This window comes from Mesorhizobium sp. LSHC420B00 (genome assembly GCF_000503055.1).
Classification (GTDB): domain Bacteria; phylum Pseudomonadota; class Alphaproteobacteria; order Rhizobiales; family Rhizobiaceae; genus Mesorhizobium.
This window is the reverse complement of record NZ_AYVY01000025.1, coordinates 34926-47318: the sequence shown is the minus strand read 5'-3', so window position 1 is coordinate 47318 and position 12393 is coordinate 34926. Positions and strand designations below refer to the sequence as shown.

10 protein-coding genes are annotated in these 12393 nt (G+C 58.9%); 8 read left to right on the top strand and 2 right to left on the bottom strand.

All coding sequences use genetic code 11. The annotated features are described in order from the left end of the window. Nucleotides 1–235: 235 nt before the first annotated feature. The 8 genes from X760_RS66285 (at nt 236) to X760_RS66250 (ending at nt 10199) form a co-directional block, all read left to right on the top strand. Nucleotides 236–2089 carry a thiamine pyrophosphate-binding protein gene (locus X760_RS66285; RefSeq protein WP_245278693.1) on the top strand — a complete coding sequence of 618 codons (1854 nt, stop codon included), beginning with the start codon at nt 236–238 and terminating at the stop codon, nt 2087–2089. A gap of 149 nt (nt 2090–2238) precedes the next feature. After that, complete coding sequence (locus X760_RS66280; RefSeq protein WP_023721536.1) at nt 2239–3114, top strand: sugar ABC transporter permease; 876 nt, start codon at nt 2239–2241, stop codon at nt 3112–3114. Then, nucleotides 3092–3997, top strand: a complete 906-nt coding sequence (locus X760_RS66275) for a carbohydrate ABC transporter permease (protein WP_023721535.1) — start codon at nt 3092–3094, stop codon at nt 3995–3997. The genes X760_RS66280 and X760_RS66275 overlap by 23 nt, the downstream gene beginning before the upstream one ends. Before the next feature lie 4 nt (nt 3998–4001). Then, on the top strand, nt 4002–5165 hold the full coding sequence (gene ugpC / locus X760_RS66270; protein WP_023721534.1) for a sn-glycerol-3-phosphate ABC transporter ATP-binding protein UgpC: 1164 nt from the start codon (nt 4002–4004) through the stop codon (nt 5163–5165). Between the two features lie 113 nt (nt 5166–5278). Beyond that, nucleotides 5279–6562 (top strand): ABC transporter substrate-binding protein, encoded by a 1284-nt coding sequence (locus tag X760_RS66265; RefSeq protein ID WP_023721533.1) that lies wholly within the window; start codon nt 5279–5281, stop codon nt 6560–6562. Nucleotides 6563–6631: 69 nt separating this feature from the next. Beyond that, complete coding sequence (gene hisD / locus X760_RS66260) at nt 6632–7948, top strand: histidinol dehydrogenase (RefSeq protein ID WP_031194698.1); 1317 nt, start codon at nt 6632–6634, stop codon at nt 7946–7948. A 33-nt stretch (nt 7949–7981) separates the two neighbouring features. Further along, a complete protein-coding gene (locus tag X760_RS66255; RefSeq protein ID WP_023721531.1) occupies nt 7982–9568 on the top strand; it encodes an FAD-dependent oxidoreductase in 1587 nt (528 codons plus the stop codon). Between the two features lie 88 nt (nt 9569–9656). Next, nucleotides 9657–10199 carry a VOC family protein gene (locus X760_RS66250; RefSeq protein WP_023721530.1) on the top strand — a complete coding sequence of 181 codons (543 nt, stop codon included), beginning with the start codon at nt 9657–9659 and terminating at the stop codon, nt 10197–10199. Nucleotides 10200–10442: 243 nt separating this feature from the next. Here X760_RS66250 and X760_RS66245 read toward each other — a convergent pair whose 3' ends face one another. Together X760_RS66245 and X760_RS66240 are read right to left on the bottom strand one after the other, a co-directional pair. Then, on the bottom strand, nt 10443–11375 hold the full coding sequence (locus X760_RS66245) for a Gfo/Idh/MocA family oxidoreductase (protein WP_023721529.1): 933 nt from the start codon (nt 11373–11375) through the stop codon (nt 10443–10445). Between the two features lie 170 nt (nt 11376–11545). Then, on the bottom strand, nt 11546–12385 hold the full coding sequence (locus X760_RS66240) for a sugar phosphate isomerase/epimerase (protein ID WP_036245540.1): 840 nt from the start codon (nt 12383–12385) through the stop codon (nt 11546–11548). Nucleotides 12386–12393 lie beyond the last annotated feature (8 nt).

Sequence of the window (12393 nt, the reverse complement as noted above, 5' to 3'; positions counted from 1 at the left end):
AGCGGCCGATCCGATTTCGCTGCGGAAACCGAGCATCGTCGCCGAACGGGCGTCAGCATGCGCTGACAGCATCTTACGCACTGGGCGCTTCAGGTTGCGTCACATTAGAGATCATTGAGAAATTGCGGGTTGGCTGTCTGCGAAGTCATATCGCAGGGCATTCAGCCGATCCGGGCCTACCTACCAGAATGGTCGTACATACCGAAGGCAAACCAGAAAAGAGCGGAGCAAATGCATGCCAACGCGCAAGGACGTGCGACGGCAGACCGCTGACGAGGGGAGTTCTGCAGGCATGAAGCTTACTGGCGGCCAGGTCATCGCGACTGCGTTGAAGAAGTATGGCGTCAAATACGTGGCAGCCATCCCCGGGCATGGGTGCTGGGCGATGCTCGATGCCTTCCTGCAGAAGGGCAGCGAAATCCCCGTTATCCAGGTGATGCACGAGCAATGCGCCGTGCACATGGCCGATGGATACTGGCGCGCCTCGGGCAAGCCGATGGCGGCGATGACTTCGATTGGACCCGGCGCCGCCAACACCATCGTTGGCCTTGCGACAGCCTACGCCGACTCGACGGCGCTGCCGCTCTTCACCGGTGGGCCGGCCACGCATATGCGAGGACACGGGGTCATGCAGGAGCTCGATCGCCACCGCACCAATTTCTTCCCGCAGATCGTTAGTGGCGCCGTCAAACGATCTTTCGAGGCAGGTCGCGTCGATGAGTTGCCCTTCATCATGCATAGAGCCTTCAACGCCATGCTCAGCGGTCGTCCAGGTCCGGTGCATGTCGAAGTACCGATGGATATCCAGTCGGAGGCGGCCGAGGTGGACATCCACGACCTTGATCTCAGGATGGCGATGGGCCGCGCCCGACCGGAACAGCGGGCAGTCGAGGCTGCCGCCGCGGCGTTGCTTTCGGCTGAGCGCCCGGTGATCGTCGTTGGCGGCGGTGCCATCACGGCGGAAGCGGCACCGGAAGTGAGGAAGCTGGCCGAAAAGACCGGCGCCGTGGTCGTCACAACCTGGAACGGCAAGAGTGCCTTCCCGGAAGATCATATACTTTACGCAGGAGCGGTAGGCCAGACGGGGACTTCGGCCGGCAACAAGATCGCTGCCGGGGCGGACCTCGTTGTTTCCGTCGGCTGCCGCTTCACCGACTGGTCGGCGTCCAGTTGGCGCAAAGGTGTCAGTTTCTCTTTCCCGCCGGCGAAGCTTGTCCACATCGATATCGACCACCAGGAGATCGGCAAGAACTATCCGACGGCGGTCGGACTTGTTGCCGACGCCAAGATGGCGCTTGCCGATATTATCGATGCCATTTCCTCCGAGCAGTCAAAGAAGGCGCTTGCCCGGCGGGAAGCATTCCATAACGCGGTCGCTCGTGAGAAGGCTGACTGGGAAACGCAGCTCGCCGAACGTCGCGACAGCAACCAGTTCCCATTCACGACCCAGCGTCCATTAAAGGAACTTCGCGAAATCATGGGTCGAGAGGACATTCTTCTCGTGGGGTCCGGCAACACGCAAGGCGTCGTCAAGCAGACCTATCCGGTTTACGAGCCTCGCACGCATATCACCTCCGGCAGCTACTCCTCGATGGGCTGGGCGTTGCCGGCTGCCCTCGGCGCCAAGCTCGCCTGCACGGACCGAAAGGTCTGTGTCATCCTCGGTGATGGCGACTTCATGATGTCGATGCAAGAGATGGCAGTGGCAGCGATGCACAACATCCCGATCGTCATCGTCGTACAAAACAATTCCGGCTACATGTCGATCCGCGGCGGACAGCGAAAGATCCTCGGCCGTCATGTCGCCAGCGAATTCAATATGGGCAATGGCGCCGCCTACTCGCCGCAATTCGCTGAAATCGCCAGAAGCTTCGGCATCGACTCCTGGCGCGTCGAGTGCGCCGACAAGCTGAAGCCGGCCCTCGAAGCTGCGTTTTCCTGTGGCGGCCCAGCGCTCGTCGAAGTGCCGACGGCGCGCGATGCCGCAGGCGCTTTCGTCCCAGGTTGGTGGGACTTCCCGATCCCGGCATATCACGACGAAGGCCAGGACGACTATTGGCGAGAACGCGCGCAAGAGCAGCACCTTTGACCGCATGGTCACGGAAAGCCCGAAAATGCTGCCGGAAAGATGCCGACGTCCAAGCTGCCGACCCGCTGACATCGCGACAATGAACGACCCAAGACAGGCGTAAGAGCCACGTGACGACGAACAACCCCAGAGCAACGATCAGAGAAATTTTGACCGGCTGGCCCTCGAAATCCTGGCTGGTGTTGCTGCCAACTTTGCTAGTCACGCTGCTGGTCGTCTACGGCTACATCCTGTGGACGGTCGTCGTTTCCCTGACCTCGTCGCGTTTCTTCCCGAAGTACGATTTCGTCGGCATCGAGCAATACGCGAAATTGTGGAAGGCTGACCGCTGGCAGATCGCAGTCGACAACCTTTGGATCTTCGCCTCGCTCTTCATCGGGCTTTCGGTTGTCGCCGGCCTGGTTCTTGCGATCTTTCTTGACCAGAAGGTACGGCTCGAGAACGTCATCCGCAGCATATACCTCTACCCGATGGCGATCTCGTTCATCGTCACTGGCATCGCCTGGAAGTGGATGCTCAATCCAGGCCTCGGCATCCAGAAACTCGTGCGCGATATGGGCTACGTCGATTTTAAGTTCGACTGGCTGATCAACCCGAAGATGGCGATCTATACCATAGTGCTCGCCGCCTTCTGGCAGTCCTGTGGCTTCGTCATGGCGATTTTCCTGGCGGGTCTGAGAGGTGTCGATGCAGAACTCTTCAAGGCGGCCCGGATCGATGGCGCGGGCCTACCGCGGATCTACTGGTCGATCGTGCTGCCCATGTTACGCCCGGTCTTTTTTAGCGTAATCGTTATACTGCTCTACCAGGCGCTGCGCTCCTTCGATCTCATCGTGTCCCTGACGAATGGCGGTCCGGGCTTCTCCAGCGATCTGCCGACGACCTTCATGTACCAGTACACTTTCGGCCGTGGCCAGCTGGCTCAAGGCGCGGCGAGCGCTGTGATGATCACGATGACGGTCATCGCCATCATCGTCCCTTACCTCTATTCGGAAATACGTCATGAACGCCGCAACGCTCGCTAGCCCGATGCCGCGTTCGGCGGTGCGCACCGATTTTGGACGATTGTTGGGGTGGGCAGCGGTCTATTTCACGCTCTTCGTCTTCGTTCTCTTCTTTCTCGGCCCATTGTTCGTGATGATAACGACGTCGTTGAAATCGATAGAGGAGATACGTCTCGGCACTCTGATCGGCATCCCGCGCCACCCAACGATTCAGCCTTGGATCGACGCGTGGTCGAATGCATGCGTGGGAGTCGACTGCACCGGCCTGAGCCCGTTCTTTCTGAACACGATCTACCTGGTCGTGCCGGCTACGCTCATTCCGACGGCAATCGGTGCGCTCAATGGCTACGCCCTCACGCAGGTCAATTTTCGCGGGCAGAACATCGTATATGCTATCATCTTGTTTGGCTGCTTCACGCCCTACCAGGCAATTCTGATTCCGCTTGCTCAAACGCTCGGCAAACTGGGCCTTGCCGGCACGATCAACGGGTTGATCCTCGCGCACGTCGTCTATGGTCTGCCGTTCACGACGATGTTTTTCCGTAACTTCTTTATCTCCGTGCCAAGCGATCTGGCCAAGGCGGCCAGAATCGACGGGGCGGGTTTCTTCCAGACATTTCGCTACGTGATGCTTCCGATGTCGCTGCCGATCATGGTGGTGGTGATCATCTGGCAGTTCACCAGCATCTGGAACGACTTCCTGTTTGGCGTGGCTTTCACCTCGGGACGAAATGTCCCGATCATGGTGGCGCTCAACAACATCGTCTCGAGCAGCACCGGAGAGCGTCCGTACAACATCGACATGGCCTCGGCGATGCTCGCCGCGTTGCCGACGCTCCTCGTCTATGTGTTCGCCGGGAAGTATTTCGTCCGCGGTCTGATGGCCGGATCTGTAAAGGGGTAGGGCCGTGGCGCAACTTAACATCCGCAGTCTTCACAAGTCCTACGGCAACCTCTCGGTGCTCGAGAACATCGATATCGAGGCACGGGACGGCGAGTTCCTGGTACTCCTCGGCCCGTCGGGCTGCGGCAAGTCGACCTTGCTCGGTGCCATCGCCGGTCTCGAACCAATCAGCAGCGGCGACATCCTGATTAGCGGGCGCTCGGTCGTCAGACTTGAGCCAAAGGATCGCGACATCGCCATGGTGTTCCAATCCTATGCGCTTTATCCGACGATGACGGTGCGGGATAATATCGCCTTCGGTATGAAAGTGCGCGGCGTGGCGAAGCAAGAGCGCGACAGAGCGATCGCCCGTGTCGCAGAGACACTTCAGATCGGCGCTCTGCTTGATCGAAAGCCGGGCCAACTGTCGGGTGGCCAGCGTCAGCGTGTCGCGATGGGCCGCGCGCTCGTGCGCTCGCCCAAGGTCTTCCTGTTTGATGAGCCGTTGTCGAACCTTGACGCAAAGCTCCGCGTCGAAATGCGTGCAGAGATCAAGAAACTCTACCAGCGCCTCTCGGCGACGATCGTCTACGTGACGCACGACCAGGTCGAAGCGATGACGCTTGCGACCAAGATCGTGGTGATGAAGTCGGGGGTAGTACAGCAGATCGGTTCACCCGATGAGATCTACGGTCGCCCCGCCAACACCTACGTCGCGGGCTTCATTGGCTCGCCGCCAATGAACCTGATCCCGGCCCGCATGCGTCGAAAAGATGGCCGTGTGCTGCTTGAGATTGAGGGCACCGGCGACAAGCCGCTCCACGTTGCGATCTCAGGTCCTGCCAATCCGTCTGTCACCCCAGAGGGGACGGCGGTCATTGCGGGCATCCGCCCCGAGGCGATCTTTTTGCCGCACGAGAAAAATCATGAACACACCCAGAAAATCGATGCGGTGGTCGACCTTGTCGAGCCAACGGGTTCCGACACTTTCGTCACGCTGAATCTGGGCGGCAACAAAGTCATCGCGCGGTGCCATCCGAAATCGGCGCTCAAGGCAGGCCGCGAAACCTTCCTGGTGGATATCGACGGTATCCAGATATTCGACGTCAGTACAGGCATGCGCATCGAGCAGGCCGGAGAGGATTTGGGTATGCCGCCGGTCGAGATGACGCGGCTCGCGAGCGGGTAAGCCAGCCCACGAGCCTTTGTGACAACACGCAGCACCGACAACGAAAAGGCGGCAGATGTTTCGGCGCATCTGAGCCCTCGTAGACCAATGTCTGCCGAAAAGGAGCAACGATAATGACCATCAAGGGGAAGCGGAAATACAGTTTCGGGCCAGCTCTGCTGAGTGCAGCGGCCATCGCAGCGCTGGCAATCAGCACGCAGGCCTACTCTGCCGAAAACGAAATCGAAGTTGTCCACCAGTGGACCGCCGCGGGCGAAGCAGCGGCAATGAAGGTGTTGAAGGACGCCGTCGACGCTCAGGGACTCACCTGGGTAGACTCGCCGATCGCCGGCGCCGGCGGCAAGAATATGACGCAGGCGCTGCAGGCGCGCTTCGCTGCCGGCAATCCGCCCGCCGCATCGCAGATGCAGGGCCAGTTTGTATTGGAATATGCCCAAGCTGGTTCTCTCGGCGATCTGTCGCCAATCGCAGAGAAGGAAGGATGGGAGAAGCTCGTCGCTCCCGCTCTGCTCGACTACATGAAGGTCGAGGGAAAAATCGTCGCAGTGCCGCTCAACCAACGGCGCGAGAACATGCTCTGGATCAACAAGAAGGTTCTCGATCAGTTCGGCGGAAAGGTACCGGAAAGCTGGGACGAGTTCCTGGCGCTTGCCGAGAAGATCAAGGCGGGCGGGATAATACCGCTGGCGCTAGGCGGTGACGACTGGCAGGAGGGCGAGATCTGGACCAACATCCTGATCGGCCAGGGTGGCGTCGACTTCTACAAAAAGGCCGTGATGGCTACCGATCGCGCCGCCATCAAGAGCGATACGATGATCAAAGTGTTCGATACCTTCCGCAAGGTGCTCGCCTATGCCGATCCAAACCGCGCTGGCACCGATTGGGCGATCGAAACGGGCAAGGTGATCAAGGGCGAAGCCGCAATGCAGTTCCAGGGCGACTGGGCAAACGGCGAATTCGCCGCCGTCAACATGAAGCCTGGCGTCGACTATCTCTGCGCGGCGGCGCCTGGTCACGGCCACACCTACGTCTTTCTCACTGACTTTTTCGGCATGTTCAGGCAGCCGAATCCCGAAGCGCAAAGAAAGCAGGACATTCTCGCCGAGGCGGCGATGTCGATCGAGGTTCAGGAGAACCTGAATCTCAAAGGCGGCTCTATTCCCGCTCGCCTCGATGTACCGCGCGACAGGTTTAATGACTGCTCTAAACAGGCCTTCGCCGACCGCGAGCAAGGCATGAAAGACGGGACTCTGATCCCCTCGTTCGTCGAAAATCATGCGCTGCCGCGCGACGTTAGAGCTCCCTACATGGACATCATTACGCAATTCGCGAATACGCCCGACATGACCCCACAGCAGGCGGTCGACAAGCTTATCGAAGGGCTGGATTCCATCTGACCTTCCTGGACGCCGCCGGTGCATGAACCGGCGGCGTCGCGTCCTGCCAACTGGAAAGATGAGATAGCCATGGCACGCCATTTGAAGCGAGCAGACGAGAATTTGCGCCCCGCTGTGTTCGAAGGCGAATTACGTGCGACGGTCGAGGCGATCATCGCCGACGTCGCAGAGCATGGCGATACGGCGGTGCGCGCGCTCTCGGCGAAGTTCGACGGGTGGGATCGCGAGGATTTCCGTCTGAGCGAGCAGGTGATTGAGGATTGCCTGTCCCAGCTTTCGACGGGCGATCTCGACGACATCCGTTTTGCTCAAGCGCAGGTGCGCAATTTTGCGGAGAAACAGAGGGCCTGTCTGCTCGACCTCGAGGTGGAGACGCTGCCGGGTGTTTTCCTCGGTCACAAGAACATACCGATCGAGAATGTTGGCTGCTATGTACCGGGAGGCCGCTACCCATTGCTCGCCTCCGCACATATGTCGATCATCACGGCAAAGGTGGCGGGATGTCCGCGGGTGATCAGTTGCGCGCCGCCCTTTCGAGGCAAGCCGGCGCCGGCGATCGTGGCCGCACAGCATCTGGCGGGCGCTGACGTCATTTATTGTCTGGGTGGCGTGCAAGCCGTTGCGGCGATGGCCCTCGGCACCGAGACGATCGCGTCCGTCGATATGATCGTAGGCCCCGGCAATGCCTTTGTCGCGGAGGCCAAGCGGCAACTCTTCGGGAGGGTCGGCATCGATCTCTTCGCGGGCCCGACCGAGACGCTTTTGATCGCCGACGAAACCGTGGATGGCGAGCTTTGCGCGACCGATCTGCTTGGTCAGGCCGAACATGGCGTCGATACGCCGGCCATTTTGATTACGGATTCCGAAAAACTCGCTCGAGACACGCTCAACGAGATCGATCGGTTGCTGACCATCCTGCCGACGGCGGCCGTCGCGGCCAAGGCGTGGGCCAATCATGGGGAGATCATTCTGTGCGAGGACGCAGTGGAAATGCTCCAGGTGGCCGACAGGGTCGCCAGTGAGCACGTGCAGGTGATGACAAGGGATGACCGTTATTTCCAGGAGAATCTCACCAACTATGGCGCGCTGTTTCTCGGACCGCGCACAACGGTCGCCTATGGCGACAAGGTGATCGGCACCAACCACACGCTGCCTACGAAGCTTGCGGCGCGCTACACCGGGGGGCTGTGGGTGGGCAAGTTCCTCAAGACATGCACATTCCAGCGCATCGACGCTGACGCTGCTTCCGCGAAAGTCGGAGCCTATTGCTCGCGTCTGTGCATGCTTGAAGGCTTCGTTGGTCACGCGGAACAGGCCAATATCCGTCTTCGCCGCTATGGCGGTTTGAATTTACCCTATGGGACCGGTGCCCGGCGCTACGCCTAATTTCGCGTGGCGTTCCTGCAGTTTGGAGGGAATATGGTCGATTTCATCGTGGTTGGAGGAGGGTCTGCTGGTTGCGTGGTGGCTTCCAGGCTCAGCGAGAATCCCGATGTTTCGGTGCTCTTGATCGAACAAGGCCCCCGAGACAGCAGCCCCTACATCCATATGCCGGTCACTTACTACAAGACCGCACAGGGCAATTTGCTGCAGCGTCTTGAGCAGGTCCGCAGCGAGGCGGACAAGCATCTCGACGCTCAAACAATGGTCCAGCCCAGGGTTCTTGGCGGAGGCAGCTCCGTCAACGCCATGCTCTACATTCGAGGCGCACCGGACGACTACGAACGCTGGGTGGAGCAAGGAGCCAAGGGTTGGTCTTACAAGGAGGTCTTGCCGTTTTTCAAACGCTCCGAGGACAACGACCGCTTGTCCAACGAGGCTCATGGTGAGGGCGGCCCGCTGGGCGTCTCGGATCCCTGCTATGTCCATCCACTGAGCCGTTCATGGCTGAAAGCCTGTCAGGAGGCTGGCCTTGCCTTCAATTCGGATTTCAACTCCGGGGAGCAAGCTGGATGTGGTTTTTATCAGCTGACAATTCGCAATGCCCGGCGGTCAAGTGCAGCCGTTGCTTTTCTGAAGCCGGCGCAGAGGCGATCAAATCTGAAGGTGCGGACAGATTGTCGCGTCTTGCGCATCGTTTTCAAACAGGGGCGCGCCGTAGGGGTAGAGATTGCCGACGGGCAACGTAAGTCGACAATCTATGCGGATCGTGAAGTCATCATATCCGCAGGAGCGATCAACTCACCCCACCTTCTGATGCTTTCCGGCGTCGGTCCCGCGGCGCATTTGCGATCCTGCGGTGTCGCCGTGGTGCACGATTTACCCGGTGTCGGGCAAAACCTCTGCGATCATGTCGATATCTATATGACCTATCAGCTGTCGGGACCCTACAGCTACGACCGCTACAAAAGCCCGCCGTGGCAGTTTTGGGCAGGCCTGGAGTACCTGCTTTTCCGACGCGGGCCGGTTACTTCGAACGTCATGGATTCGGGAGCATTCTGGAGCTCGAGCCAATCCACTGACCGGCCGGATATTCAATACATATTCCTGTGCGGCAGTGGCATAGAATCCGGCGCCCCGGTACCTGGCGGGTTCGGATGCACCTTGAATGCGACCCACATTCGACCGAAATCCAGAGGATGGTTGGGGCTACGAAGTTCCGACCCCGCGCAGCCTCCGCATATTGTGCCCAACTATCTTTCCGAGCCTTCCGATCTCGGTTGCCTGGTCGAGGCAGTCCAACGCGGCCAAGAGATCATGTCCCAGAAGGCGCTCTCAAAATACATCGAGCGCGAGCATATGCCGGGCAAGCAACTTATGACGAAAGCCGACTACGAGCAGTACATACGGCGGTACGCACAGTCGTCCTTGCATCCCAGCGGTACCTGCAGAATGGGGACCGACGACCTCGCCGTCCTGGATCCGGAACTGCGCGTCCGCGGCCTCGATGGCCTGCGCGTCATCGACGCTTCAGCGATGCCGTCCGTGGTGTCAGGCAACACAAATGCTCCGACAATAATGATCGGGGAACGGGGGGCGGACTTTATCTTGCGCTCACTGACCTGACACGGCGGTTTCTGCGCCTTTTCGCCACCATCAATGAACGCGGCGCGCCGGGAAACTTGATCTTTCGGATTCAAAAAAGGAGACAGACATGAACAATCAGACGAAGGGCCTCCCTGGACTGGCAGGGATCGATCACGCTGGCTTGGTGGTGCCTAACATGCAAGAGGCGATCGCTTTCTTTCGCGACATCATTGGATGTGAGTTTATCTACTCCGGCGGGTCGCTGAAGGACGACACCGGGAATTTCATGCAAGACAAAATGAATATCCACCCTCGCGCACACATGAAAGAGGTTGTCTTCATGCGCTGTGGCAATGGGAGCAACATTGAACTTTTCGATTTCGAGGCCCCTGATCAGAAGACAGTATTCCCCCGAAACAGCGACATTGGCGGCTATCATCTGTGCTTTTACGTGGATGATATCAATGCAGCCAGCGAACATCTCCGCAGCCATGGGGTTAAAGTCTACGACAAACCGGAGTTCGAAAAACACGGTCCTGGCGCGGGCGAGTCGTGGGTCTATTTCGAAGCGCCTTGGGGCCTTCAAATGGAACTTATCAGCTATCCATCGGGCAAGGCCTATGAGGCAAATGCAGGAATGCGGCTGTGGAACCCAAAACAATCTAGGTAGTAGGTCCACCGCTATCTATTCGCCACCCTGATCCTAATCGGATTCGATTGCCTCCCAAGGCGAAGTGCGCTCCGTAATCCGGACTGTCCCGTTGCGGGGCGCATTTGTGTGTGCACATGGGCGCGCAGAAGAACTGAGCGGCGGCGAGTGCCCCTGCGACTTGTCCACAAACTACTCCACGACCCAATCGCGGATTCATCAGTCAGATGGTTTGGATTGGGCGCACCCGAGCAAGTGTCGCCTTCAGACAAACGGGTCCGCATCGACCCGTCGCCCCAGCATGAAGCAGTCGGAGACCAGTTGTAGCGGCGTTGAATCTACATCCGATTTCCCGGAGTTCAACAGCTCGGCGAAATGGGCATAGATGCGTTCGTATTCCTGGGACGATGAACCGGCGAGAGTAACCTCGCCATTAACACGGAGTTGCGTCCCGCCGTTGCTCAGCTGAAGAGTCGTGCCTTCGTTCGTTTCGACGTCTATGTCCCAGGATGGTTCACCGGTTTGTTGCCAGTCGAGTTCGGCGGTCAAATCGGCGTCAATCCCAATGGGCGACTTGAAGCGAATGGAGGCGGCAATGGGTGTTGCCTTGTTCGACGGGATCATCAGGCGGGCATCGGCTACAAGGATCGGAACCGGCATGATTTTCGAGATGATGGAGAATGCGTTGATGCCAGGATCAAACACACCGAACCCGCCTGGCTCCCAGATCCATTCTTGACCAGGGTGCCAGTAGCGGACGTCCTCCTTCCACGACACATGCAGACGGCGGACCGTCAAACCAGCAAGGAGGCGTTTTGCCTCGTCGACCGCCGCGTTGTGTTGCGAATGCCATGCTGTGAAGACAATGCGTTTGTGGGCGGCAGCATGGGCCAGCAGTGCCTCCAGTTCACCGATTGTCGATGTCGGCGGCCTCTCGAGAAGCAGGTGAAATCCGGCGTCGATTGCTCTGTGTGCGATATCAAAGCGCGGTTTCGGAGGCATACACAGCGTGACGGCATCGAGTTTGATCCCGCTTGCGACGAGGTCCGAAAAAGTCTTGAAGGTTTTCACATTTCCGTAAGAGCCGCGCGAACTGACTACCGCAGCGAGGTTGAAGTCAGCGTTCTTGGCAGCTACCGGCAGATGCTGATCTTGTGCGATCTTGCCCAGGCCTACAACGCAAATTTGAATTGTCACAAATCCTCCTTCCAGATGGCCGAGTTTTCGTCGCCATCGTTTGTACCGCTGTTAAGGAATGCCCGATCGGAGCCTGATTGGGTCGTACTTGCCGTTTCGACGAAATACCTCGTCCAGGTCAGTGAGTGGGGCGTGGCGTCGGGTCGGACCCGTCGAGCCTTTTCTCAATCTCAGACCGCCAGACCTGCGGCCAGAAGCATGTTTCGTGTCGATTCTGCAGACTTGCGCGCCACGGCCTCGACGCTCATTGACGTGAGCGTAGGAGAAAACACCTCGGGTCCTACCTGGTTGAGGCCGCCCGTGTCCGCAAGGATTCGCAGGATTTCGGCATTCGGGAATTCACCGTCGCCAGGAAACTGGCGGTCGTAGCAATTGTCTTTGATCGTCACCCCCTTCGGCAGCGCCAGAGGGCCATCGTTGACCTGCACGCAATGGATCATGTCGCCGGGGATCGTCTTGAGGAGCCCAATGTCCGAGCCTCCGCGCACGAAATGCCACACGTCGAACACCAGCCCGCCATTCGATGCCCCGGAATCACGGACGATATTCCATGCCATTTCCAGCGTTGGAACGCCCCATAGCGGGATGAATTCGAGATCACACTTTAGCCCATGCACTGCCGCGCGGGCGCAGATCGCCGCATAGTGCTCCGTGATCTCGTCTGTCGACATTGCATTCAACGGAAAAGTGGCGTTCAGGCTCGCATGGGTGCAGCCGAGCGCGTCGGTCAGGCGGAAGAACTGGTCCGGTGGCGTGTTGACTGTGGCGATGTAAGCTTCGTCCATATTGTCCGGGCGCCAGACCCGCGGCCAGGTGTTCAAAGGATCAAGCCGGGTAATGCGCACACCATGATCCGCGGCTTCCGCGATGATGTCGGACGCCGGTTTGCCGCCTTCAATCAGTCTCTCGACGTCACGCGGCATGAGCGACAGCTCCTCAAAGCCGGCAAGTTGCGTCGCCCGGAACTTGTCCGTTAGGGACAAATGCGCCACGTTCGAGAACGGCATCATATAGGAAT